At 68.8% G+C, this 24280-nt stretch carries 26 protein-coding genes; 13 read left to right on the top strand and 13 right to left on the bottom strand.

The annotated features are described in order from the left end of the window. Positions 1-8 precede the first annotated feature (8 nt). From tolQ to ACQW02_RS22135, 6 genes are all read left to right on the top strand, one after another. Positions 9-725: a protein TolQ gene (gene tolQ, locus ACQW02_RS22160; RefSeq protein WP_431282080.1), complete on the top strand. Its 717-nt coding sequence runs from the start codon at positions 9-11 to the stop codon at positions 723-725. 4 nt (positions 726-729) lie between these two features. Beyond that, a complete protein-coding gene (tolR, locus tag ACQW02_RS22155; RefSeq protein ID WP_431282079.1) occupies positions 730-1248 on the top strand; it encodes a protein TolR in 519 nt (172 codons plus the stop codon). A 121-nt stretch (positions 1249-1369) separates the two neighbouring features. Continuing rightward, positions 1370-2446 carry a hypothetical protein gene (locus ACQW02_RS22150; protein WP_431282078.1) on the top strand — a complete coding sequence of 359 codons (1077 nt, stop codon included), beginning with the start codon at positions 1370-1372 and terminating at the stop codon, positions 2444-2446. After that, a complete protein-coding gene (gene tolB / locus ACQW02_RS22145; RefSeq protein ID WP_431282077.1) occupies positions 2443-3792 on the top strand; it encodes a Tol-Pal system beta propeller repeat protein TolB in 1350 nt (449 codons plus the stop codon). Before ACQW02_RS22150 ends, tolB begins: the two co-directional genes overlap by 4 nt. A 103-nt stretch (positions 3793-3895) precedes the next feature. After that, on the top strand, positions 3896-4366 hold the full coding sequence (gene pal, locus ACQW02_RS22140; RefSeq protein WP_431282076.1) for a peptidoglycan-associated lipoprotein Pal: 471 nt from the start codon (positions 3896-3898) through the stop codon (positions 4364-4366). Positions 4367-4465: 99 nt separating this feature from the next. After that, positions 4466-5353, top strand: coding sequence for a tetratricopeptide repeat protein (locus tag ACQW02_RS22135; protein ID WP_431282075.1), 888 nt, complete (start codon positions 4466-4468; stop codon positions 5351-5353). Between the two features lies 1 nt (position 5354). On the opposite strand, the gene ACQW02_RS22130 is transcribed toward ACQW02_RS22135, so the two are convergent. From ACQW02_RS22130 to ACQW02_RS22100, 7 genes are read right to left on the bottom strand one after another with little or no spacing between them, the layout of a single operon-like run. Further along, complete coding sequence (locus tag ACQW02_RS22130) at positions 5355-6257, bottom strand: dihydrodipicolinate synthase family protein (RefSeq protein ID WP_431282074.1); 903 nt, start codon at positions 6255-6257, stop codon at positions 5355-5357. Positions 6258-6284: 27 nt separating this feature from the next. Next, entirely contained in the window at positions 6285-7226 is a 942-nt protein-coding gene (locus tag ACQW02_RS22125; RefSeq protein WP_431282073.1) for a Bug family tripartite tricarboxylate transporter substrate binding protein, read from the bottom strand. A 59-nt stretch (positions 7227-7285) separates the two neighbouring features. Then, complete coding sequence (locus ACQW02_RS22120; RefSeq protein WP_431282072.1) at positions 7286-8287, bottom strand: ABC transporter ATP-binding protein; 1002 nt, start codon at positions 8285-8287, stop codon at positions 7286-7288. After that, the gene (locus tag ACQW02_RS22115) at positions 8284-9255 is read right to left on the bottom strand and encodes an ABC transporter ATP-binding protein (RefSeq protein ID WP_431282071.1); all 972 of its coding nucleotides are present in this window, start codon (positions 9253-9255) and stop codon (positions 8284-8286) included. The genes ACQW02_RS22120 and ACQW02_RS22115 overlap by 4 nt, the downstream gene beginning before the upstream one ends. Next, positions 9252-10151, bottom strand: a complete 900-nt coding sequence (locus ACQW02_RS22110) for an ABC transporter permease (protein ID WP_431282070.1) — start codon at positions 10149-10151, stop codon at positions 9252-9254. Before ACQW02_RS22110 ends, ACQW02_RS22115 begins: the two co-directional genes overlap by 4 nt. Beyond that, positions 10148-11125: an ABC transporter permease gene (locus tag ACQW02_RS22105; RefSeq protein WP_431282069.1), complete on the bottom strand. Its 978-nt coding sequence runs from the start codon at positions 11123-11125 to the stop codon at positions 10148-10150. The genes ACQW02_RS22110 and ACQW02_RS22105 overlap by 4 nt, the downstream gene beginning before the upstream one ends. Before the next feature lie 4 nt (positions 11126-11129). After that, the gene (locus ACQW02_RS22100) at positions 11130-12722 is read right to left on the bottom strand and encodes an ABC transporter substrate-binding protein (RefSeq protein ID WP_431282068.1); all 1593 of its coding nucleotides are present in this window, start codon (positions 12720-12722) and stop codon (positions 11130-11132) included. Between the two features lie 106 nt (positions 12723-12828). Here ACQW02_RS22100 and ACQW02_RS22095 point away from each other — a divergent pair, with 106 nt between their 5' ends. Further along, on the top strand, positions 12829-14424 hold the full coding sequence (locus ACQW02_RS22095; RefSeq protein ID WP_431282067.1) for an ABC transporter substrate-binding protein: 1596 nt from the start codon (positions 12829-12831) through the stop codon (positions 14422-14424). 3 nt (positions 14425-14427) lie between these two features. Here ACQW02_RS22095 and ACQW02_RS22090 read toward each other — a convergent pair whose 3' ends face one another. Both ACQW02_RS22090 and ACQW02_RS22085 read right to left on the bottom strand, forming a co-directional pair. Continuing rightward, entirely contained in the window at positions 14428-14895 is a 468-nt protein-coding gene (locus tag ACQW02_RS22090) for an Lrp/AsnC family transcriptional regulator (protein ID WP_431282066.1), read from the bottom strand. A gap of 157 nt (positions 14896-15052) precedes the next feature. Next, on the bottom strand, positions 15053-16183 hold the full coding sequence (locus tag ACQW02_RS22085; RefSeq protein ID WP_431282065.1) for a type III PLP-dependent enzyme: 1131 nt from the start codon (positions 16181-16183) through the stop codon (positions 15053-15055). 429 nt (positions 16184-16612) lie between these two features. Here ACQW02_RS22085 and ACQW02_RS22080 point away from each other — a divergent pair, with 429 nt between their 5' ends. Together ACQW02_RS22080 and ACQW02_RS22075 are read left to right on the top strand one after the other, a co-directional pair. After that, positions 16613-17596 carry a sodium-dependent bicarbonate transport family permease gene (locus ACQW02_RS22080; protein ID WP_431282064.1) on the top strand — a complete coding sequence of 328 codons (984 nt, stop codon included), beginning with the start codon at positions 16613-16615 and terminating at the stop codon, positions 17594-17596. 82 nt (positions 17597-17678) lie between these two features. Then, positions 17679-19403, top strand: a complete 1725-nt coding sequence (locus ACQW02_RS22075; protein WP_431282063.1) for a Hint domain-containing protein — start codon at positions 17679-17681, stop codon at positions 19401-19403. Here ACQW02_RS22075 and aat read toward each other — a convergent pair. After that, positions 19400-20020, bottom strand: a complete 621-nt coding sequence (gene aat / locus ACQW02_RS22070; RefSeq protein ID WP_431285955.1) for a leucyl/phenylalanyl-tRNA--protein transferase — start codon at positions 20018-20020, stop codon at positions 19400-19402. The genes ACQW02_RS22075 and aat overlap by 4 nt on opposite strands. A 186-nt stretch (positions 20021-20206) precedes the next feature. Between aat and ACQW02_RS22065 the strand changes: the two genes are divergently transcribed. Then, a complete protein-coding gene (locus ACQW02_RS22065; RefSeq protein ID WP_431282062.1) occupies positions 20207-20557 on the top strand; it encodes a putative quinol monooxygenase in 351 nt (116 codons plus the stop codon). On the opposite strand, the gene accC is transcribed toward ACQW02_RS22065, so the two are convergent. Genes accC through aroQ form a run of 3 tightly spaced genes read right to left on the bottom strand, consistent with a single transcriptional unit; the run spans position 20554 to position 22815 of the window. Next, entirely contained in the window at positions 20554-21900 is a 1347-nt protein-coding gene (gene accC, locus ACQW02_RS22060; protein ID WP_431282061.1) for an acetyl-CoA carboxylase biotin carboxylase subunit, read from the bottom strand. The genes ACQW02_RS22065 and accC overlap by 4 nt on opposite strands. A gap of 1 nt (position 21901) precedes the next feature. Further along, positions 21902-22360 (bottom strand): acetyl-CoA carboxylase biotin carboxyl carrier protein, encoded by a 459-nt coding sequence (locus ACQW02_RS22055; protein ID WP_431282060.1) that lies wholly within the window; start codon positions 22358-22360, stop codon positions 21902-21904. Further along, entirely contained in the window at positions 22357-22815 is a 459-nt protein-coding gene (gene aroQ, locus ACQW02_RS22050; RefSeq protein WP_431282059.1) for a type II 3-dehydroquinate dehydratase, read from the bottom strand. Before aroQ ends, ACQW02_RS22055 begins: the two co-directional genes overlap by 4 nt. Positions 22816-22985: 170 nt before the next feature. On the opposite strand from aroQ, the gene thiS reads away from it, so the two are divergent. From thiS to ACQW02_RS22035, 3 genes are read left to right on the top strand one after another with little or no spacing between them, the layout of a single operon-like run. Then, positions 22986-23180 carry a sulfur carrier protein ThiS gene (gene thiS, locus ACQW02_RS22045; protein ID WP_431282058.1) on the top strand — a complete coding sequence of 65 codons (195 nt, stop codon included), beginning with the start codon at positions 22986-22988 and terminating at the stop codon, positions 23178-23180. 2 nt (positions 23181-23182) lie between these two features. Further along, entirely contained in the window at positions 23183-23959 is a 777-nt protein-coding gene (locus ACQW02_RS22040) for a thiazole synthase (RefSeq protein ID WP_431282057.1), read from the top strand. Then, entirely contained in the window at positions 23956-24261 is a 306-nt protein-coding gene (locus tag ACQW02_RS22035; protein ID WP_431282056.1) for a P-II family nitrogen regulator, read from the top strand. Before ACQW02_RS22040 ends, ACQW02_RS22035 begins: the two co-directional genes overlap by 4 nt. Positions 24262-24280 lie beyond the last annotated feature (19 nt).

The following is a 24280-nucleotide window of genomic DNA, read 5'->3' as shown; positions in this document are numbered from 1 at the left end:
AGCGGCCTATGGGCGGCGTGAGCGCGACGGCATTGGCACCCATGGCGACGGATATGTCGCTCTGGTCCCTGTTCCTTCAGGCCGATTGGGTCGTGAAGTCGGTCATGGTGATGCTTCTGCTCGCCAGCGTCTGGGTATGGGCGGTGGTCTTCGAGAAGACCGTGACCATGCGCAAACTGAGCAAATCGGCCAATGACTTCGAGGATCGCTTCTGGTCCGGCGGCAGCCTGGACGAGTTGTACGACCGCGAGGGCGAGCGCCCGAGCAACCCGATCGCCGCCGTCTTCGGCGCGGCCATGCGCGAATGGCGCCGTGGTGCCGAACGCGCGGTCGGCGCCGATATCGCCCTGACCGGCGTCCAGCAGCGCGCCGAACGGGCCATGGTCGTGACCATTGGGCGGGAAATGGAGCGTCTGGAACGCTGGATGGTGTTCCTGGCGACCGTCGGCTCGGCCGCCCCCTTCGTCGGGCTCTTCGGCACGGTCTGGGGCATCATGAATTCCTTCAGCGCCATCGCCAGCATGCAGAACACCAACCTGGCCGTGGTCGCCCCGGGCATCGCCGAGGCGCTGTTCGCCACCGCCATCGGCCTGGTCGCCGCCATCCCCGCGACCATCGCCTACAACAAGATTTCCACCGATCTGGCGCGCTACGCCGCCCGGCTGGAGGCTTTCGCGTCGGAATTTGGCGCGATCCTGAGCCGCCAGGCCGAAGAGCGGGGCTGAGGCCATGGCGATGGGTCCCATCGGCGGCCGCAGTGGCCGCGGCCGCTACCGCCCGATGTCGGAGATCAACGTCACGCCGATGGTGGACGTGATGCTGGTCTTGCTGATCATCTTCATGGTCGCCGCGCCCCTGATGACGGTCGGCGTGCCGGTCGATCTGCCAAAGACCCAGGCCGGCCAGTTGAACCAGGAACAGGAGCCGCTGACCCTGTCGGTGGACCGCGAGGGCCGCGTCTTCCTGCAGGATACGGAAGTGCCGATGGAGGCGCTGGTGACGCAGCTTCGCACCATCCTGTCGCAGCAGCAGCCGGGCGCCCCCGAACGCCGCGTCTTCATCCGCGGTGACCGCGCCAACCAATATGGCCGGGTGCTTGAGGTCATGGGCGCCGTGTCGGGCGCCGGCTTCACCCGTATCGCGCTGTTGAGCGAGGCCGCCCCGCCGGTCCCGGCCGCCGCCGGCACCGCGCCGCCGCGCCCGGCCGCCCCGCCCGCGCCGCGCCCCGCCACCCCGGGCGGGCGCTGAAGGCGCGGCCGTGTCGCAGGCGGAAAAATGGCCCCTGCCAAGCCCGGCGCCTCGCCGGGCCGTGGCGGCCGTTCGGCCGCGGCGGCCCAACCCCGGCCCGATGCGGGCCGAACGCGGGCCCGTGCCAGCCATTGGCCCCGACCGGCTGAAGGTCTGGGGTGGCGCGTCGCTGGCGCTGCACCTGCTGTTCTTCCTGGCCCTGCTGCTTGACCTGCCGAGCCGTCGCTTCGAGGAACCGCCCGAGCAGACGATCACGGTCGAATTGCTGCCGGCGGATAATCCTTCGGTCGCGAACGCGCCGACGATGTCGGATGCGCCGACTCCGCCCGCGCCGATGCCGACCCCCGCCGCGCCGACGCCGACGCCGCCCGCGCCCGATGCCCCGCGTGAGGCTGTGCTGGCCCCACCGCCGCCGCCGCCCCCGCCGCCCCCCGCACCGGCCGCGAGCCCCGCCCCGCCGCAACCGGCACAGGCTTCCGCCGCCGCGCCGCCGCCGCCAGCCCCGCCCACGCCGCAGCCGCCGCGCCCGGTGCCGACGCCCGATGCGGCGGCGCCGCCGGTGCGCACCCCGCCGCCGCCGCCAGCACCGCCGGCCCCGGCCCCCCCGTCGTCGTCGCCGCAGGTCGCGGCCGCGGCACCGACGCCGCGCCCCAATCCGATCCCCTTGCCGCCCCCGCCGGCCCCGCCGCCGCCCGTGCCCGCGCCGACCGCCGGCACCGGCCAGACGCCGCCGGTCGCCCGGCCGCAGGAACGCAGCACCAGCGTGCTGAACACGCTGGAAGCCCTGCGCCAGCAGCAGCAGCGTGAGGCCCCGCGCGCCCGCCCCAACGCCCCCGCCGCCCCGGCCGCCAGCGCCGCCGGCAGCCCGACCGGGACCGCGCAACTGACGCAGGGTGATGTGCGCGGGTTGCAAGACCAGCTCAGCGAATGCTGGTCGGTCGATGGCGGCATGCTGAATGTCGGGCAGATGCGCGTGTCGATGCGGTTGGACATCGACCCGCAGGGCATTGTTCGCAACGTCCGCCCGGCCGATGGCGCCTATACCGAGCCACGCCAGCGCGCGTTGTATGAATCCGCCCGTCGTGCGGTATTGGACCCGCGTTGTGCCAACCTTGCGACGCTTCGACTCTCGCCGGACAAGATCCAGCGCCTGCGAGAGATTCCCTTCAATTTCTCACCGCAGGGATTCGTGCGATGAACCCGCTTCCTTTCGGTCGGCGCGCGGCCTTGCTTGGGCTGGCCGCGGGCGCGACCGCGCCTGCTTCGGTCCCCGTTTCGGCTTGGGCCCAGGCCTCGATCGACATCACCCGTGCGCGCACCGACCCCATTCCGATCGCGGTGCCTGACCTGGCCGGCGCCTCGGCCGAGGGCCAGCGTTTCGGCCGCGACATCGCGCGCGTGATCCAGAACAACCTGCGGTCCTCCGGCCTGTTCCGGCCTGTCGAACGCCCGGGCTTCACCCAGACGCCCGAAACCTCGGCCGCGGCGCCGCGCTTCCAGGATTGGCGGGTGACCGGCAGCCAGGCGCTGGTGACCGGCCGGGCAGAGCCGCAGGGCGGCAACCTGCGCGTCGAGTTCCGGCTGTGGGACGTGCTGCCGGAACAGCAGATCCAGGGCACCGCCTTCACCGCGCCTGCGGCCAATTGGCGGCGCATCGCGCATCTGATCTCGGACGTCATCTACGAGCGGCTGCTGGGTGAAAAAGGCTATTTCGACACCCGCATCGCCTATATCGCGGAAACCGGCCCGCGCGACCGGCGGACCCGACGGCTGGCGATCATGGATCAGGATAGCGAGAACAACCGCTTCCTGACCGATGGCAGCTTCCAGGCGCTGACGCCGCGCTGGCACCCGAATGCGCAGCAGATCGCGTTCATGTCCTACAACAACAACCAGCCGCGCGTGTTCCTGTTCAACCTAGAAACCGGGCGTCAGGAAGCCCTGGGCACCTTCGGCGGCATGACCCTGTCGCCCCGGTTTTCGCCGGATGGGCGCAGCGTGATCCTCTCGGCGGCGCGCGGCGGGGATGCGAACATCTATGTCGTGGACCTGGGGTCGCGGCGGGAAAGGCAATTGACCTCGGGCGGTGGGCTGGATGTGTCGCCCTGCTATTCGCCAGATGGCACGCAGATCGTGTTCAATTCCGACCGGGGCGGCGACCAGCAACTCTATGTGATGGACAGCGGCGGTGGCGGCATCCGGCGCATTTCCTTCGGCCGTGGCCGGTATGCGACCCCCGTCTGGTCGCCGCGCGGCGACCTGATCGCCTTTACCCGCATCGCCGGCGGCCAATTCGCGATCGGCGTGATGCGCCCAGATGGCGGCGGCGAACGCATCCTGTCCGAGGGCTGGCAGATGGAGGCCCCGACCTTCGCGCCCAACGGGCGGGTGCTGATGTTCTACAATGAGACCCGGTCGCGCGACGCCCGGGGCGGCGGCTACTCCGCGCGGCTGAAGATGATCGACATCGCCGGCTTCAACGAACGCCAGGTGATGACCCCGACCGATGCAACCGATCCGGCCTGGAGCCCTTTGCTGTCCTGATCGGCCACATTCGCGCCCCAAAAGCCCAGCAGATGGGTATCCTTGTCTTGACCCGTGTTCCCTCGGGCGGATAGGCGATCCCGCAGTTCGACAGGAGATCAAGATGACCACCAAATACCTGGGCGCCTTCGCCGCCCTCGCGTTGCTCGCCGCATGCTCTTCCAACGACAGCAGCACGGCGGCCACCGGCACGGGGGTCGGCACCAGCACCATCCGCCCCGGCAGCCAGGAAGACCTGGTCGCCAATGTCGGTGACCGCATCCTGTTCGACACGGATCGCAGCAACGTCCGCGCCGACCAGCGCACGATCCTGGAGCGCCAGGCGAACTGGATGACGCAGTATCCCCAGGTGCAGGTCACCGTCGAAGGTCATGCCGACGAACGCGGCACGCGCGAATACAACCTGGCGCTCGGCCAGCGCCGCGCCAATGCGGCGCGCGACACGCTGGTGGCGCTTGGCGTGGCCGGCGCGCGCGTTGGCACCATCTCCTACGGCAAGGATCGTCCGGCGGCGCTCGGTTCGACCGAGGAAGCCTGGGCGCAGAACCGTCGCGCCGTGACCGTGGTGCGATAAGGCTTCGCTTGCACTGAATGAAGGTGATGGCGGCCACCGGCCGCCATCCAGCCGCAAACCGGCCATGTGGTCGCCGGTGACGCGAGGGGGATTTGGTCGATGATCCGTGCCCGTTATGCCCTCACGTTTCTGCTGATCCTCGGCGCGGCCCTGCCCGCCGCGGCGCAGATCGAAAGCCGTGAGGGGATCGCGCTGCAGAACCAGCTTCTGCAACTGCGGCAGGAAATCGAAATGCTGCGCCGTGGCGGCGTCGGTGGTGGTGGCGGCAGTGTCGCCCCCGTGCCGATCCCCGCGCCGCGTTCAAGCGGCGGTGCCGGTTCGCCCGAGATCCTGGCGGGCCTGCTGGATCGTGTGACGACCATGGAAGAAGAGGTCCGCCGTCTGCGCGGCCGTGCCGACGAGGGCGATTTCCGCGATCGCACCCTGGCCGAGCAGATGACGAAATTGCAGGGCGACATGGACTTCCGGCTGCAGGCGCTGGAGGGCGGCAACCGCCCGGCCGCGCCGCCGTCTGCCACGCCGGGCGCGCCCCCGGCCGCGGCCCCGGGCGCCCCGACGCCGCCACGCCCATCCGCGCCGCCACCCCCGGCCGCCGTCCCCAGCCGTCCGCCGGAGCGTGCCCTACAGGAAGGCCAGGCAGCCCTGGGCCGGCGCGACTTCACGGCCGCCGAGACGGCTGCGCGGGAAGTGCTCGCCAACCGTCCGGGCGCCCGTGCGCAGGATGCCGGCATCCTTCTGGGCGATGCCCTGGTCGGCAAGCGCGAGTTCCAGAGCGCGGCCCTCGCCTTCGACGAGGCCTATCGCCGCAACACCCAGTCCGGCCGTGCGCCGGAAGCCCTGCTGGGCCTGGCCACCTCCTTTGTCGGCTTCAATGCGCGGCGGGAAGCCTGTGCGACCCTGGACCAGCTCCGCAGCGAATTCCCCCGGTTGACGGGGGCGCAGACGGAGCGGTCGCAGTCGCTGCGCACCAGGGCCCAGTGCCGCTGAGTTAGCCTGCCAGCGAGGGCAGTGCGGACGCGTATTCGGCGACAATCGCCTCGCCAAAGGCATCCGGCACGACGGCCGGCTGCCGCTGGTGCGTGACGGCGATGCCGGCGCGGCGGGCGAAGAGGGCCTTGCCGTACCAGCAGTAATGCTCCGACGCGCCGGGCATCATCATGAAGTTGTACAGCGGCAGGATCGTGCGGTGCAGCGCTTCGGCCTCCGCCTGCTTGCCCTGTTCCAGCAGGTTCCAAACCTTGACGTGCACATCGAAGGCGTCGGGTGACGGCACCATGCCGACGCAGCCGGCACGCAGGGTGTTCGGCAGTTCCAGCCCGGCCTTGCCGTTAAAGATGTCGTAGGCGCCGCCGGTTTCGTCGACCAGGCGCTTCACATACAGGATGTGCCCTTCGCCCTTCATCAGGCAGCAGTTGGGGTGGTTCCGGTTCAGCGCGATCAGCGCGTTGGTCGATAGCGCGATATCCATGCTGCCCGGGTTGTTCTGCACCCCGACCGGCAGGTTCGTCCCGGCGGCGACGGCGCCGAGGAAGCGGACATGGGCAGCCTCGGTCAGCCCCTTGATCTGGGCCGGTTGCAGGATGAGCCAGGCGGCGCCGGCGGCTTCGCTGGCGCGGGCGATCTCGATCTGCCCGGCGACGGATTGCTCGTTGACGGTGACGGCGACGGGCACGCGCCCGGCGACATCCTCGCAGACCCATTCGATGATGGTGCGGCGTTCCGACAGGGTGAGTTTGTAGTACTCGCCGACGAAGCCGAGGATCGCGATGCCATGCGCGCCGCCGCGGATGCAGGCTTCGACCTGCTTGCGCATCGCGTCGCGGTCCAACCGCTCCTGGTCGTCAAAGTAGGTGTACAGGATCGGGTAGATCCCGCGGAACTTGCCTCGCATGGGTGTTTCCTTGTTATTCGGAGGGGGTTATTCGGCGCGGGCGCCGGATGCGCGTGCGATTGCCGTCCATCGTGTGGTCTGGTCGGTGAGGAAGGCCGCCCAATCGGCGCGGCTCATGGCCCGGGCCTCGACGCCGACGCGGCGCATCGCCTCGATCGCGCCGGGTTCGGCCAGCACGGCGTTCACCGCCCGGTGCAGGATATCGAGGCTGGCTTCCGGCGTGCCGCGCGTGGCGAGCAGCCCGAACCAACTATCGGCCTGGAAATCGCGGAAACCGAGTTCGACGAAACTCGGCACCTGCGGCAGCAGGGGCGCGCGCGTGGCACTGGTGGCGCCCAGGGCGCGCAGGCGGCCATCACGCACCTGCTCGGACACCTCGACCACATTGGCGAACATCATCTGCGTGCGCCCGGCCATCACGTCGAGTGCTGCCTGCGCGCCGGAGCGATAGGGCACGCGTTCGAAGACCATGCCCGTCTCGATGCGCAGCATTTCGGTCGCGGCCTGGAAGCCGCCCAATCCGGCGGACCCCAACAGCAGCGGCGGCCCGCCGGCACGCGACAGCGTCAGCAATCCCGGCAGGTCGGTGACGGCCAGGGTGGGCGTCACGACCAGGATATTCGCGCTGTCGCCGACGAAGGCGACCGGGGCGAAATCCTGGACCGAATCGAAGGGCAGCCGCGCGAAGAGCCCCGGTACGACGGAATGGGCGGATGGCACGAAGGCCAGCATGTGCCCATCCGGTGGAGCCTTGGCGACGCGATCGGCGCCGAGGGTGCCGCCGGCGCCGGGCACGTTCTGCACGACCACAGGCTGGCCGAGGCGTGGTGCGAGGCGTTCGGCCAGCACGCGGGCCACGGTGTCGGTGGCACCGCCTGGCGCGAAGCCGACGACGATGGTCACCGGCCGGTCGGGAAACGCCTGGGCAGGCGTCGCCAGTGCCAGCAGCACGCAAAAAATCCAGCGCATGGGGCTTCCTCCAGCCTCTTTGCGCAGAGGCTAGACCCGTGTTGGCTGGTTCGGAAAGGTCAGGCCACGTCGTTCAGATGGCAGGCGCTGCGATGATTCGGCGCGATCTGGCGCAACACCGGGCGTTCAACGCGGCAGATATCCATCGCGTGCGGGCAGCGCGGGTGGAAATGGCAGCCGGGCGGTGGGTCGAGCGGTGAGGGGATTTCGCCCTTCACCACGTTGAACACTTTCTTCCGCGCCTCGATCCGCGGCACCGCGGCCAGCAGCGACTGCGTATAGGGGTGGTTGGCGCGGGCAAAAACTTCCTCGGACGGTGCTTCTTCCACCACCCGGCCGAGATACATGATCACCACGCGGTCGGAGAGGTGTTCGACCACGCCCAAATCGTGGCTGATGAAGAGGTAGGTAAGGTCCAACTCCGCCCGCAGCCGCATGAACAGGTTCAGCACCTGCGCCTGGATCGACACGTCCAGCGCCGCGACGGCTTCGTCGCAAACCAGGAAGTCGGGCTGCACGGCCAGCGCGCGGGCAATGCCGATGCGCTGGCGCTGGCCGCCCGAAAACTGGTGCGGGTAGCGGCGCTTGAAGGCGGGATCGAGACCCGCGCGACGCATCTGGTCATCGACGTAGTCGGATTGGCCGTTGCGATCGGTCAGCCCGTGGAACAGCGGCGCCTCGCCCACGATGTCCTGCACGCGCAAGCGCGGGTTCAGGCTGGCGTAGGGATCCTGGAAAATCATCTGGGTGCGGAGTTTCGCGTGGCGTGCCGCGGCGCCGCTGAGCGTGTTCACCTCCACGCCTTCGCGGAACACTTGGCCGCCCGAGGCTGGCATGATGCCCGCGACCATGCGGCCGAGCGTCGACTTGCCGCAGCCGGACTCACCGACGAGGCCGACGACCTCGCCCTTCATCACTGACAGGTCCACGCCGTCCACGGCATGGACCACTTCCTCACGCACAGGCACGCCGATTTTCTTGGCGAGCTTGCCGGCGAAATCGAGTTTCTTCTCGAAGCGGCGCGAGACGTTGCGCAGTTCGATCATCGGGACGGCGGTCATGCCACCGTCTCCAGCAACGGCCGCACGCAACGGGCGAAGCGACCCGGCAGGACCTCCGGGAACGGGGGATCGACCAGGCAATCCTCACCCGCCTGCGGGCAGCGGGCACGGAAGGCACAGCCGACGGGCAGCGAGAGCAAGGAGGGCGTCATGCCGGGGATCTGCCGCAGTGGTTCGCCGCGCTTGTTGCGGCTGGGGACGGAGCCGAGCAGGCCGGAGGTATAGGGATGCAGCGGCGCGTCCAGCACTTCGCCCACATCGCCCTGTTCGACGATGCGGCCCGCGTACATCACGACGATATCGTCGGCGAGACCGGCGACCACCGACAGGTCATGCGTGATCCAGAGCAGGCTGGTGCCGGTATTGGCCGCGAGTTTCTGGACCTCGGCCAGGATCTGTCCCTGGATCGTCACGTCCAGCGCCGTGGTCGGTTCGTCGGCGATGATCAGGTCCGGCCGGTGCAGCAGCGCGATGGCAATGGCGACGCGCTGGCGCATGCCGCCGGAAAACTGGTGCGGATAGGATTGCAGCCGTTCATCGGGCGACGGGATGCCGACCATGCCGAGCGCGTCGCGCGCCATCTGGCGGGCGGTTTCGCGGCTGGCGTTGGAATGGGCCTGCACCGTCTCGATCATCTGCGTGTCGATGCGCAGGACCGGGTTCAGGGTCATCATCGGGTCCTGGAAGATCATCGCGATGCGGTTGCCGCGCAGCTTTCGCATTTCGCCTTCCGGCAGCCCGACCAATTCGCGCCCCTGGAACTTGATCGACCCCGCGACGATGCGGCCCGGCGGGTCGACAAGGCCGATCAGGGAGAAGCCGGTGACGGTCTTGCCCGACCCGCTTTCGCCGACCAGCCCCAAAACCTTGCCGCGGGCGACGGAGAAGGACACGTCGTTCACCGCCTTGACCACGCCGGCGCGGGTGAAGAATTCGGTGCGAAGCCCGGTGACGTCGAGAGTATTCACTTCTGCAGCCTCGGGTTCAGCACGTCGCGCAGATGGTCGCCGACCAGGTTGATCGACACGATGGTCACCAACAGGGCGATGCCCGGATAGAAGGAAATCCAGTATTTGCCGGACAGCATGTATTCGTAGCCATTGGCGATCAGCAGCCCGAGCGAGGGTTCGGTGATCGGCACGCCGAGGCCGAGGAAGGACAGCGTCGCCTCCAGCGCGATCGCCCGCGCCACCTGGATGGTGCCGATGACGATCAGCGGCGGCAGGCAATTTGGTAGCAGATGCACGAAGACGATGCGGCGTGTCGGCAGTGCCAGGCACTGTGCCGCTTCGATGTATTCGCGCCGGCGTTCCACCAGTGCCGATCCGCGAACGGTGCGCGCGTAATAGGCCCATTCCACAAAAACCAGCGCGATCACCACGTTGGTGATGCCCTTGCCGAGGAAGGCCAGGATCATCAGCGCCGCCAGGATCGCCGGAAAGGACAGTTGGAGGTCGACCAGCCGCATGATCAGCGTATCGGTCTTGCCTCCGACATAGGCCGCCAGCATGCCGAGCGAGGCGCCGATGACGCCCGCCAGGAACGCGGAACCCGCGCCGACCACGAGCGAGATACGCAGCCCGTACAGAATGCCCGACAGCATGTCGCGCCCCTGATCGTCGGTGCCGAGCCAGAAGGTGAAGCCATCGCCACCCACCGTCCCGGGCTCCATCCGCCCATCCATGATGTCGAGTTGGGCGAGGTCGTAGGGATTCTGCGGTGCGATCCAGGGCGCGAAGATGGCCAGCAGCACGATCGTCACGAAGACGATCAGCGCGCCGACCGCGACGCGGCTTTCCAGGAATTGCGCGACGAAACGCTGTAGCGGCGTTTCGACGCGGGGCAGGGACGTGGCGGCGCTCATGTGGTCTTGCTTTCCAGCCGCACGCGGGGGTCGAGCATCGAGTAGGTCAGGTCCACCACCAGGTTGATGATGATGAACATGAACACGATGATCATGAGGTAGGCGACGATCACCGGGCGATCGAGCACGTTGATGCTGTCGATGATCAGCTTGCCCATCCCGGGCCAGGCAAAGATACTTTCGGTGACGACGGAGAAGGCGATGGTGCTGCCGAACTCCAACCCGGTCACCGTGACCACCGGGATCAGGATGTTCTTGAACACATGCACGAAGGTCACGCGCGAGGGCGACAGCCCCTTGGCGCGGGCGAACTTCACGTAGTCCATCAGCATCGCCTCACGCACGCCGGCGCGGGTCAGGCGGATGACCAGGCTGATCTTGAACAGGGCAAGGTTCAGCGCGGGCATCACCAGATGCGCCCGCCCATCCGCGGTCAGGAACGACCATCTTATGCCCAGCAGTTCCAGCGTATCGCCGCGCCCGGTCGATGGCAGCCAGCCAAGTTGCACCGCAAAGACCATGATCAGCATCAGCCCGACCCAGAAGGTCGGCAGCGAGAAGCCGAGGATGGAGGTCGCCATGATGGTCTTGGCGCCGACACTGTCCGGCCGCAGCCCGGCGTAAAGCCCGAGCGGCAGCCCGACCAGGATCGCCAGCACCGTCGCCGACACCGCCAGTTCCAAGGTCGCGGGCATGCGCTGCAGGATCAGCTTCAGCGCCGGCTCATTGTAGACGAAGGACCGCCCCAGATCGCCCTGCAGCGCGCGGCGGAGGAAGACGAGATACTGTTCCCACAGCGGCAGATCGAGGCCGAGGGCCGCGACGGCGCGCGCGCGCTCCGCCTGGTCGGCGTCGGGCGAGATCAGGATCTCGACCGGGTCGCCGATGGCATAGACGCCGACAAACACGATCACCGACATCGCCAGCATGACCAGGAGCGCCTGGAACAGCCGGCGGATAAGATAGAGGGTCACGTGCTTACTGGGCCGCCGGCCGCACGTCCTGCGCGCGGGTCAGTTCATCGGTACGCGGCGTGACGTCGTAGCCGCGCCGCATCGCCCAGATATTGGTCTGGATGTGCAGCGGGATGACGGCGACATCCTCGGCCGCCATGGTCTGGGCGCGGATCATGATCTGTTCGCGCTGCGCTTCGTTCAACTCCACCAGCGCCTGGTTCAGCAGGCCGTCCACCTCGGGGTTGGAGTAGTGTCCCCGGTTCGACGAACCGCGCCCCAGCTCGCGGCTGACCGTCGCCAGGATGTTCCGCAGCGGGTGCGACGCATCCGGGTTGGACCCCCAGCCGATCAGGTGGGTGGAGTATTCGGCGCGCGCCGCACGGCCGACGAAGGTCGCCCAGGTCTGCGCATCGACCGAGGTCCGGACGCCCACCCGCGTCCACATCTGCGCGACGGCCTGGGCGATGCGGCTGTCGTTGATGTAGCGGTCGTTCGGGCTGTTCAACTGCATGCGGAAGCCGTTGGGGTAGCCGGCCTCGGCCAGCAGGCGGCGGGCGCCATCGGGGTCGAAGGCGGTCGCCGTCAGGTTGGGCGCATGGCTATAGGTGCCGGGCGGCAGGAACTGGCCCGCCGGGGTGGCGGCGCCCTCCATCACGCGCTCCACGATCGCCTGGCGGTCGATCGCCATCGACAGCGCCCGGCGCACACGCACGTCCTTCAACGGGTTCCGCCCCAGCGGACGGCCGTCGTTGTCGGTGACGAAGGGCGAATTCTCCGACGCCCCGCGCAGGTGATCCAGCCCGAGGAAGACCAGCCGCAGCCCGACGGTTTCCGCCAGCGCGACCCGGTTGTCGGCGCGCAGCCGGGCGAGATCGGAGGTCGGGACCTGGTCGATCACATCCACGTCGCCCGCCAGCAGGGATGCCAGCCGCGCCGGGTCATTGGTGATCATCCGGTAGGTCACCCGCCCAAAGGCGGGGCGCCCGTCGAAATAGGTCTCGTTCGCCGCCAGTTCCAGCCGGTCGCCGTTGCGATAGCCGGTGACGCGATAGGGGCCGGTGCCGATGGCGGCGCGCAGCCCGTTGAAATCCTCGGTCGTCGCGTTCTGGTGCGTCTCGCGGTCCAGGATACGGACATTCGTCATGTCCAGCGGCAGCAGCGGATAGGGTTCGCGCGTGTGGAAGCGGATGGTCAGCGGATCGACCACCTCCATCCGCGCGATCGGCCGTGCGTAGGCGGCGAAGGAGGAGGGGCTGTTCGGCACATTCGGCAGCCGCTCGATCGTGAAGACCACGTCATCGGCGGTGAAGGGGTTGCCGTTGTGGAAGGTCACGTTCGGCCGCAGCTTGAATTCCCAGATGGTCGGCGCGACGGCGGTCCAGGACAGCGCCAGGCCGGGGATGTTGCGGGCCTGGGCGTCGGTATTGACCAGCTTGTCGAAGATCATGTCGGCGACGGCGTTGTTCGGCGACAGTTGATGGAAATGCGGGTCGAGGCTGGTGACCGGTGCGCCCACCGCCATGATCAATGTATCCGCGGGGCGCTGCGCCGAGGCGCCGGCCGTTACCGATATCACCGATACGGCGGCCAATGCCGCGACCCGGATTTTGGACATGAAGGCTCCACCCCTGCGCTGATCAGCAATGCTAGCAGCGCGCGTCGCGGGTCGCTAGGCTGCCTCCTTTCGCCCTTCGGGCCCTCACATCAAAGGTTGCACGCAGATGCTCCAACGTCGCCACGCCTTGCTCGCCCCTTTGGCAGCGCTGCCGCTCATCGGGCGGGATGGCCAGGCCCAAACGGCGGCCGGGCCGACGCTTAACATCGGTGTCGGCGGTTCGGTCACCAGCCTGGACCCGCATTTCTACAACGCCAGCCCGAATATCTCCGTGTCGATGCACCTGTTCGACCGGCTGGTCGAACGCGATGCCACCGCCAAGCTGTTGCCCGGCCTCGCGCTGTCCTGGACGCCCGTCGCGCCGACGATCTGGGAGTTCAAGCTGCGGCCGAATGTGACCTGGCATGACGGGCAGCCCTTCACCTCGGCCGATGTCGCCTTCACCGTCGCCCGCGCGCCCAATGTGCCGAACAGCCCGGGCGGCTTCGGCGGCTTCGTGCGGGCCATCACCAGGACCGAGGTCGTCGATCCGATGACCATCCGCTTCCACACGGCGCAACCGCATCCGCTGCTGCCGACCGAACTCGCCTCGATCGCCATCGTGAGCAAGCATGTGGGTGAGGGTGCGACGACGGATGACTACAACAGCGGCCGCGCGGCCATCGGCACCGGCCCCTACAAGCTGATCGCCTACCGGTCCGGCGACCGGACCGAAATGGCACGCAACGATGCCTATTGGGGTGAGCGTGAGCCCTGGGCCCGGGTGAACTACCGCTTCATCGGGTCCGATCCGGCGCGCACCGCGGCCTTGCTGGCGGGGGATGTCGACCTGATCGACCAGGTCGCGACCTCCGACCTGCCGCGTCTGCGGCGCGAGGCACGGGTGACGGTGGCGGAGGTCCAGGGCCTGCGTGTCATCTACCTGTTCCCGGATTACTCCCGCACCGGATCGGTCCCCTTCGTCACCGACAATGACGGGCGGCCGCTGGAGAAGAACCCGTTCCTGGACCTGCGCGTGCGCCAGGCGTTGAGCGTGGCGATCAACCGCGTGGCGCTTTGCGAACAGGTGATGGAGGGCACCGCCGCACCGAACGGGCAATGGCTGCCGCCGGGCGTGTTTTCGTACAACCCGGCCGTGCCGGTGCCGGAGTTCTCGCCCGACCGCGCCCGCGCGCTGCTGGCCGAGGCAGGCTTCCCGCAGGGCTTCCGCCTGACCCTGCATACCCCCAACGACCGTTACCCGAATGATGCGCGCACGGCCCAGGCGGTCGCGCAGATGTGGACCCGTGCCGGCGTGCGCACGCAGGTCGAGGCGCTGCCCTGGGCGTCCTTCTCCGGCCGCAACGCGCGGCAGGAATTCGCCATCCGCCTGCTAGGCTGGGGCAGCGTGACCGGTGAGGCCTCCTACACGCTGGTCAATGTCCTCGGCACCTACGACCAGGCGGCGCGGACCGGGGCCAGCAACAACGGCCGCTACAGCAACCCGGCACTGGATGCGATGACCGCGCGCGCGGTCGCCGAACTGGATGATGCGGGGCGCGAGCGGTTGCTGCAGGACGCGGTGAAGGTGGCGATGGACGACCAGGCCATCCTGCCGCTGTTCCAGCTGGTGAACCTCTGGGGCGTCCGGCGCGGGCTGCGCTACGATGCGCGGATGGATGAGCGGACGACGGCGATGGGCGCACGGCCGGTGACGTCTTAGGGCTTAGTCTTCCTCATCCGCCGCCGCCACCGGCAGGATGGCGGTTTCCTTGGCCGAGGCGATCGCGATGATCGTCTCGGTCCGCTCCACGCCGGAGGCGGCGCGAATCTCCTCGGCGACAAAGCTCTCCAGGGCCGCGAGGTCGGGCAGGCGCAGTTTCAGCAGATAGGTCCAGGCCCCGCTGACCGCGTGGCATTCCAGCACCGGGTCCAGCCGTCGCATGGCGCGGCGAAAGGCCACATCCTCCTTGCCCGCACGCAGGGCGACGAAGACGAAGGCCAGCAGCGCGCAGCCCGCGGCGACCGGGTCCAGGTCGGCGCGCCAGCCGCGGATCGTGCCGCGTTCCTCCAGCCGTTTCACGCGCTCGGCCGTGGCCGATACCGACAGCCCCGCGACCTTGGCGAGTTCAGCGAGGCCCGCGGCCCCGTTTTCCTGCAAGGCGATCAGGATGTTGCGGTCGATTTCGTCCATGTCGGCATCCTAGACATGGAAACGCCGCGAAGGGGAGGCGTTCGCCTCCCCCGATTAGACCATTTTCCGTTCGCAAGGGCTCACGTAAAACGGTCTAATCTGTTGTTTTGTCGCATTTTCCGAGCCGTCAGGTGAGTCCACCTGACTTGAAAATGCTCTAGACGTAGTGCTCCGCCAGCGGCGCGAAACCGTTGAAGCGCTGGCTGGCATAGGTCGTGACATAGGCGCCGGTCGAGAGGATCTCGACCCGGTCGCCTTCGTCCAGCGCCAGCGGCAGGCGGTAGTTGGAGGTCTCGTAGAGCGTGTCCGTGCTGTCGCAGGTCGGGCCGGCGATGGTGACCGGGCCTTCCGCCAAGCCGTCATGCGGGGTGCGGAACGCGTATTTGATCGCCTCGCCCTCCGTCTCCGCCAACCCGCCGAAACGGCCGATGTCCAGGTAGACCCAGCGCACCGGATCGTCCTGCGACTTGCGCGACACCAGCACCACCTCGGCCGAGACCACGCCGGCGTCGCCGACCAGGAAGCGGCCGGGTTCGATCACCATCTCCGGCATGGCATTGCCGAAGTGTTCGGCCATGGCACCCATGATCGCATCGCCGATGGCGTCGATCTCGGGCACTTCGGCGCGGTAGCGCACCGGGTAGCCGCCGCCGAGGTTGACCATGCGGACGTTCACGCCGGCCTGGGTCAGGTCGGTGAACAGCATCGCCGCGCGGGCGATGGCGGCGCGATAGGCGTCGGTATTGGTCTGCTGGCTGCCGACGTGGAAGGACAGGCCATAGGGATCGAGGCCCAGGCCCTCGGCCAGCAGCATCAGGCGGCGGGCTTCGCCGACCTCGCAGCCGAATTTCTTCGACAGCGGCCATTCGGCGCCGAGGTTGCCGACCAGGATGCGGCAATAGACGCGGGCGCCGGGGGCGGCGCGGGACAGCTTGCGCAGCTCCGCCTCGCTGTCGAAGGCGAACATCCGCACGCCGGCCGCGAAGGCGGCGCGAATCGCCGATTCCTTCTTGATCGTGTTGCCATAGGAGATGCGCGCCGGATCGGCGCCGGCATCCAGGCACATCGACACTTCCTCGAACGACGCGGCGTCGAAGGAGGAGCCGAGCGCCACCAGGCGGTCGAGCACCGGGGCGGCCGGATTGGCCTTCACGGCGTAATAGATGCGCGCGGCCGGCAGGGCTGCATGCAGCCGGCCGTAGTTTTCCGCCACGCGATCCACGTCGAGCACCAGGCACGGCGTCGCGGGGGCGACGTCGCGCAGGAAGCGGCTGACCTTGGGGGTCATCGCAACATCCTTCCAAATTGTATGGACCGGCCCGTATCAGGCGGCGGCCCCAAGTTAACGAAACGGTCGAACGAACCAGCGACCAAGAGTGACCCCACCGCCTTGCAGCGATGGGGGGTGCCAGAACGCTTGACGTCGTTGCGTAAACCTTTGGCCGACCGAAAAATGTCGGTTCGGAGCGGCCTGGGGCCAGAGGCACGTGCGTACTGCGTCTAAGCGGGCTGATAGGCCCCCCCCCGACGCGCCGCAAGCGGCAATTTCGATTTGGCCCGAGATTTTTCGCGGCACCGCCATGTCTTGCCGGAATGGAACCCGTGACCTGTAACTTCATTGCGGCGAATCGCCTGCCGGATCGCGGGTCGGCCGGGAGAAATCCGGCCGCAGCATTGGTATCTTCCCCGGACCGGCGCCCAGGTCCATAGCGACGCCATGGAAGCCATCCCGCCGCCCGTCCTGTTTTTCGCCCTTGGTGCCTTCGCCGCGGCCGTGCGATCCGACCTCGCCCTGCCGGATGCACTGGCCAAGGCGCTGTCGCTGTACCTGATGGTGGCGATCGGGCTGAAGGGTGGTTTTGCGCTCGCGGCGCCCGGGGCCTCGGTCGGCTTGCTGCCGGCGCTGGCGCTGGGCGTGTCGCTGTCCTTCCTGTTGCCGGTCCCGGCGTTCGCGGCGTTGCGGGCGGCGACGGGGCTGGATCGCGCGACCGCCGCCGCCGTGGCGGGGCATTACGGGTCGGTCAGCGTCGTCACCTTCGCCGCCGCGACCCAGGCGGTGAACGCGGCCGGCATGCAGCCCGAAGCCTTCATGCCCGCCGTCCTGGCCGCGATGGAAGCGCCCGCCATCGTGACCGCCCTGTTGCTGGCCGGCAGCCCCGCCGGCGCCAAGGCGCCCCGCAGCACCCCCCGTCTGGTGCGGGAGGTCCTGGCCGGCGGCCCGGTCGTGCTGCTGCTGGGCAGCATGGCGATCGGCTGGGCCGGGGGCGCACCCGCCAAGGCGCAACTGCTGCCCTTTGCCGAGGCGCTGTTCCCCGGCGCGCTCTGCCTGTTCCTGCTGGAGATGGGGTTGGTCGCGACCCGCCAGCTGCGCGCCGCGATCGAGGCCCGGCGCCGGTCGCCGGAAGCCGCCCGGGCGCTGGACCCGCGGTTGCTGGCCTTCGCCCTGCTGATGCCGCTGTTCGGCGCCGCGGTCGGGATTGGCGCGGGGCTGGGGATCGGGCTGTCGGTCGGCGGGGTGGCGCTGATGGGCACGATGGCGGCGTCGGCATCCTATATCGCGGTGCCGGCGGCGATGCGCCTGGCACTGCCGCAGGCGGATGCTGGGGTTTACCTGACCCTGTCGGTGGCGGTCACGTTTCCGTTCAACATCGCGCTGGGGATCCCGCTGTATGTCGCCATGGCGAGGTTTTGGGCGGGTTAGCGGGTTTTATGTGTCGATTGTTACGAAATTGTCGTGAAGCCGCCCGTGTGCCAATCTCGTCCGGCATGGCAGGGGAATACGCATGGCCGATCCGATCCATGGCACCTCCGGCGCGGACACGCTGACCGGCACCGAAGGCGACGACGTCATCGGGGATCATGAGGATTTCGGTGAAAACGGTCTCGATGTTTACCGTGACAGCGCTGACGACACCTTGTCCGGGCTGGGGGGCAATGACCGCCTGATTGCGTCGGGCGGCCACGACACCCTGCTGGGCGGTGATGGCGACGACTATCTGGCGGCCCGGGGCGGCGGCGACCGGTTCGAGGGCGGGGCCGGGAATGACTACATCGACGGCCGGCCGGAGGGCTTCATCGATCTGGCCGCCGGGACCGGGGGGTATACCGAGGGCGGCAGCTACGCCGATGGCGGCGCCGGTGACGACAGGATCGGCGGCAGCACTGGCGATGACACGCTTATCGGCGGTGAGGGCAATGACTCGCTGCTGGGGCTGGGCGGTGACGACACGCTGACCGGCGGGGCCGGGAACGACATCATTCGCGGCTTCGATGGCACCGACACAGTCATCTTCAGCGGCGCCTTGGCCGACTACGCCATCACGCAGCATGCCTCGCCCACGAGTTTGACCGGCTTTGAAACGGTCTACATCCACAGGCATGACGTCGACGCTGCATTCGATCGGTGGTCGGACTACCGCTATTTCACCGACCTCAGGCCCGGATCGCCCGATGGCACCGACACGGTGTCGATTTCGGGGCATAGCCAGGTCGAGTTCTTCCAGTTCAGCGACGGCACCTACACCTTCCCCGCCGCGCTGCAGAACCTGCCCTGCTACGTCCGCGGCACTGCCATCCTGACCCCGCGCGGCGAAGTACCCGTCGAATCCCTGCGCGCCGGCGACCTTGTCACCACCCCCGGCGGCGACCGTCCCCTGGTCTGGACCGGGCAGCGCCGCGTCGCCCCCTATCGCCACCCCGAACCCCGCCGCGCCCAGCCGATCCGCATCCGCGCCGGCGCGCTGGCCGATGGCGTGCCGCATCACGACCTGCTGGTCAGTCCCAGCCATGCGCTGCTGCTGGACGGGCATCTGGTGCATGCCGAAGCCCTGGTGAATGGCGCGACGATCACCCAGGACACCTGCGCCCAGGTCATCTACCACCACATCGAACTGGCCAGCCACGACATCGTGCTGGCCGAAGGCGCTGCCGCCGAGACCTATCTGGATGACGGCAACCGCGGGCTGTTCGGGCCGACCGAAGCCCTGGCACCCGGCCCGGCCACCCCTTGCGCGCCGGTGATGGGGGCCGCCGCATCGGCCGTGTTGATGCGGACCCTGGCGGCACGGGCCGATGCGCTGGGCTGGCGCCGCGACCCGGTGCCCGCCGTGGCCCTGCTGGTGGATGGCCGCATGCTGCGCCCCGAAAGCATCGGGCCGCATGAGGCGCGGTTCCGCCTGCCTGGTGGCAGCCGATCCGTTCTGCTGCTGTCGCCTTGCGCGCGGCTGGGCGCGATGGCGTCGGCGGATGGCCGGTTGCTGGGCCTCTCCCTGACGCGGATGGAATGGGCCGGTGCCACCATCGATGCCGAGGATGCGCGCCTGGCCCGTGGCTTCCACGGGGTCGAACGGGGCCATGCGATCACTTGGCGCTGGACGGATGGGGCGGGGGACCTGACCCCGGCGCTCGGCCCGGCATTGGCCGAGGACGGGGGGCTGACCATCCGTTGGCGCAGCCTTTGCCCGGCCTGGGTGGCCCCCGAGGCATCGCCCCTGGCGCGACGCGCCTAATCCCGCAGCGCCCGGATCGCCGCCTCCAGCATCGCCGGATCGGGTGCAGCCACCCAGTTCAGCGGCTGCTCGACCGCCGCAGCCAGCAGCGCCTTGTAGTCGTCGCGCGGGATCTCCAACGCGCCGAATTGCGCCAGGTGGCCGGTCAGGAACTGCGTATCCAGCAGCCTGGCGCCCGCCAGTTTCAGCCGCGCCACCAGATGCACCAGGGCCACCTTTGACGCATCCCGCGCCCGGCTGAACATGCTCTCGCCAAAGAACGCCGCCCCGACCGCCACGCCGTAGAGGCCGCCGACCAAGTCGCCCGCCTCCCACACCTCCACCGAATGGGCGTGGCCCATGCCGTGCAGCGCGCGGAACAGGGTCTCGATCTCGGTGTTGATCCAGGTGCCTTCGCGCCCCGGCGCCGGCGCGGCGCAGCCCAGGATCACGCCCCCGAAATCGGCATCCGCCGTCACCGTGAAGGGGCCGGACAGCACGGTGCGCTTCAGCCGGCGCGGCAGGTGGAACGCGTCCAGCGGCAGCACCCCGCGCGGGTCCGGGTCCAGCCAATGCAGGCGGTTGGCGTCCCGCGCCTCGGCCATGGGGAAGATGCCGGCGCGATAGGCGCGCAGCATCAGGTCCGGCGTGATCTCAAGAGGGCGTTGGCGCACGGCCGCAGAATGGCACGCCGGCGGCCGGCAGGCCACGCGACGACAAGGATCACGAATTCGTGATCATCGCCGCAACGCATCCGAAACCAGCCGTGCCGCGTATGCCTCACGGCGGCGTGATGATCGCGCGACCATGGAGGCAGAGCACCAATGCGGGATGTGACAACCATCGATGCCGACCCCCAGGACCTGGCCCTGGTGCCGGAGGTGCATGTCGTCTCCCGCCTGCGGCTACGGCCCGAGTGCTGGCTGCGGCTGTTGCAGGCGATGCCGAGCTTCATGGCCGCGACCCGGTCGGAACCTGGGTGCCTGGACTACGATCTCTATGTCTCGGCGACCCGCACCGGGGAGGTGACGACCGTCGCCCGCTGGGCCGACCAGGCCGCCGCGACCGCGCATCTGGCGGCCCAGCACACAAGGTCGTTCTTCATGCTGACCACGGATTGCGCCGCGGCCGGACCCCATATCGTGACCCTGGCGCCGCTGCGGGAGGGTGTTTAGCCGGCCCCGCGCGCGACAAACCGTTCCAGCCAATGGATGGTGTAGTCGCCGGCCTGGAACTCCGGGTCGTCCATGATGCGGATATGCAGCGGCACCGTGGTCTTGATCCCGGCGATCACCATTTCCTGCAAGGCGCGCCGCATCCGCGCGATCGCCTCGGCCCGCGTCGTGCCATGCGCGATCAGCTTGGCGACCAGGCTGTCGTAATGCGGCGGCACCGAATACCCGGCGTAGAGGGCGCTATCCACCCGCACGCCCAGGCCCCCGGGCGCGTGGAATTGCGTGACCCGGCCGGGTGAGGGGGCGAAGGTCTCGGGATCCTCGGCGGTGATGCGGCATTCGATCGCGTGGCCGGTGAAGCGGATCGCATCCTGGCCGTAGCCCAGCGGCTCGCCGGCGGCGATGCGAAGTTGCTCCTTCACCAGATCGACACCGGAGATCATTTCCGACACCGGATGCTCCACCTGCAAACGGGTGTTCATCTCGATGAAGGCGAACTGGCCATCCTGCCAGAGGAACTCCAGCGTCCCGGCGTTGCGGTAGCCGAGGCCGGACAGGCCGCGCGTGACCTGCGCGCCCAGGGCCTCGCGGTCGGCGGCGTTCAGCGCGGGGGAACCGGCTTCCTCCACCAGCTTCTGGTGGCGGCGTTGCAGCGAACAGTCGCGTTCCCCGAAATGCACGACGTTGCCGTACATGTCGGCCATCACCTGCAATTCGATGTGGCGCGGCCGGTCCAGGTATTTTTCCAGGTAGACGCTGTCGTCGCCGAAGGCGGCCTTGGCCTCGGTCCGGGCCAGGCGCCAGGCGTCCTCCAGCTCGTCGGCGGTGCGGGCGACCTTCATGCCGCGTCCGCCGCCGCCGGCCGCGGCCTTGATCAGCACGGGGTATTGAACGATCTCGGCGACCGCGCGGGCTTCTTCCAGCGTGTGCAGCGCGCCGTCGCTGCCGGGCACCAGCGGCACGCCCAGCGTCCGCATCGTGTCCTTGGCGGCGATCTTGTCGCCGAACATGCGGATGTGTTCGGCGGTCGGGCCGATGAAGGCCAGGCCATGGGCCTCCACCATCTCGGCGAAATTGGCGTTCTCGGACAGGAAGCCGTAGCCGGGGTGGATGGCCTCGGCGCCCGTGATGCTGGCGGCCGAGAGGATGGCCGCCATGTTGAGGTAGGAATCCCGCGCCGGCGGCGGCCCGATGCAGACCGATTCATCGGCCAGGCGCACGTGCATCGCGGTGTCGTCGGCGGTGGAATGCACCGCGACCGTGCGGATGCCCATTTCCTGGCAGGCGCGATGCACCCGCAGCGCGATTTCGCCGCGATTGGCGATCAGGACTTTCTTGAACATCCTATTCGACGATCAGCAGGGCTTCGCCGTATTCGACCGGCGAGCCACCCTCGATCAGGATCCGCGTCACGGTGCCGGCCTTGGGGGCGCGGATCTGGTTGAAGGTCTTCATCGCCTCGATCAGCAACAGGGTCTGGCCCTGCACGACCCGGGCGCCCACGGTGACGAATTGCGGCGCGCCGGGCTCGGGCGCCAGGTAGGCGATGCCGACCATGGGCGAGGTCACGGCGCCGGGATGCGCCGCATCGGGCACCGCCTCGATGACCGGGGCCGCCAGGGCGGGGGCGGGGGCGGCGGGGCCGGCGGCGACCATCACCGTCTGCGGTGCCACGGTCACGGTGCGGCCGACCCGGACGCGGCGATCACCCTCGACCAGTTCGATTTCCGACAGGTCGGTCTCGCGCAGAATCTTTGCCAGTTCGCGGATGGCGGCGGGGTCGAACTGGATACCGGTGGTCATGCGTCGTCTTCCCCTTGGGAGAGTATTCCAGCCATGGCGCGGAGCGCGAGCGCATAGCCGCCCGGCCCCAGGCCACAGATCACCCCGGTCGCCACATGGCTGACATAGGAGTGGTGGCGGAACGCCTCCCGCTTGTGGATGTTGGTGATATGGACCTCGATCACCGGCAGGTCGGAGGCCAGCAGCGCATCCATCACCGCGACCGAGGTATGCGAATACCCCGCCGGGTTGATGATGATGCCGGCGGCCGCGGCGCGGGCCTCGTGGATCCAGGAAATCAATTCGCCTTCGCCATTGGTCTGGCGGAAGTCGATGGCGAGGTTCAGGTCTTCCGCCGTCTCGGCGCAGAGCGCCTCGACATCGTCCAGCGTGGTCGCGCCGTAGATCTCCGGCTGGCGCAGGCCGAGCAGGTTCAGGTTCGGTCCGTTCAAGACGTAGATCAGGGGCGGGGTCACGGCGGTCATCCTGCGGGGGGAAAGGGCTCACCCTAGCCGCGGGGGGCTACCACGGCGGGTTTCGGCGCGGCAAGCGCGCGTGGCATCCCGGTTTGTTGCCGTCTGATACGCCCCGGCTTGCCGCGCCCCCGCCGCCCGGCCATTTAGACCCCATGGACGCCAGGATAACCGTGACCGTCAATGGTCAAACCCATGCTTTGCCGGACGCGGCCTCGGTCGCCGCCCTGCTGACCCTCTTGGGGTTGGACGGGCGGAAGGTCGCGGTCGAGCGCAACCTGGAAATCGTGCCCCGCTCGGCCTGGGCCAGCACCGCCCTGGCCGAGGGCGATGCGCTGGAAATCGTCGCATTCATCGGAGGAGGCTGACCATGGGCGATTCTTGGGAGGTGGCGGGGCGGCGATTCTCCTCGCGACTCGTGGTCGGCACCGGGCGGTACAAGGATTTGCCGGAAACCGCCGCCGCGATCGCGGCATCGGGGGCCGAGATCGTCACCGTCGCGGTCCGGCGGGTGAACCTGTCCGACCCCTCGGCGCCGCTGCTGCAGGATTTCGTGCCGCCCGACCGCTACACCTACCTGCCCAATACCGCCGGCTGCCACACGGCGCAGGAGGCCGTCCGCACCCTGCGCCTGGCGCGTGAGGCCGGGGGCTGGAACCTGGTGAAGCTGGAGGTGCTGGGGCCGCCCCCCTACCTCTACCCCGACATGGCCGGCACCTTTGAAGCCGCGGCGGCGCTGATCGCCGATGGGTTCGAGGTGATGGTCTATTGCGCCGACGACCCGGTCGCGGCGAAGCGGCTGGAGGAGATGGGCTGTGTCGCCATCATGCCCCTGGGCGCGCCCATCGGGTCCGGCATGGGGATCGTGAACCCCTATATGATCCGGGCGATCAAGGCGCAGGCCAAGGTGCCCGTGTTGGTCGATGCCGGCATCGGCACGGCGTCGGAGGCGGCTTTTGCCATGGAACTCGGCTGCGACGCGGTGCTGCTGAACAGCGCCATCGCCCATGCCAAGGACCCCGTGGGGATGGCCCGCGCGATGAAGGCAGCCGTGGTGGCGGGACGGGAGGCGTTCTTGGCCGGGCGCATGCCACGCGATTACCGGGCGGATGCCTCCAGCCCCACCAGCGGCCTGATCCACCCATGAACCACCCCCGCAAACGCATCGAGATCGTGGTCGAGCAGGTCCAGGCCGAAACCGTGACCGAATTGCTGGAACGCCTGGGCGCCACCGGCTGGACCATGCTGCCCGTGATGGCCGGTCGCGGCCGCCAGGGCCTGCGCCAGGGCGGCGTGCCGGGGGGCGTGCTGGACAATGTGATGATCGTCGCGATCGTCTCGGCCGAAGTCGCCATCCGCGTCGCCGATGCGCGGGATGAATTGTTGGACGCCCGCCCGGCGATTATTTCCATCAGCGACTGCGCGGTGCTGCGGGCGGAGCATTTCTGACCGCCTGTCTGGGGCTTTT

Source organism: Humitalea sp. 24SJ18S-53 (genome assembly GCF_050632385.1).
In the GTDB taxonomy this organism is placed as follows: domain Bacteria; phylum Pseudomonadota; class Alphaproteobacteria; order Acetobacterales; family Acetobacteraceae; genus Humitalea.
This window is presented reverse-complemented; position numbering and strand designations above follow the sequence as displayed.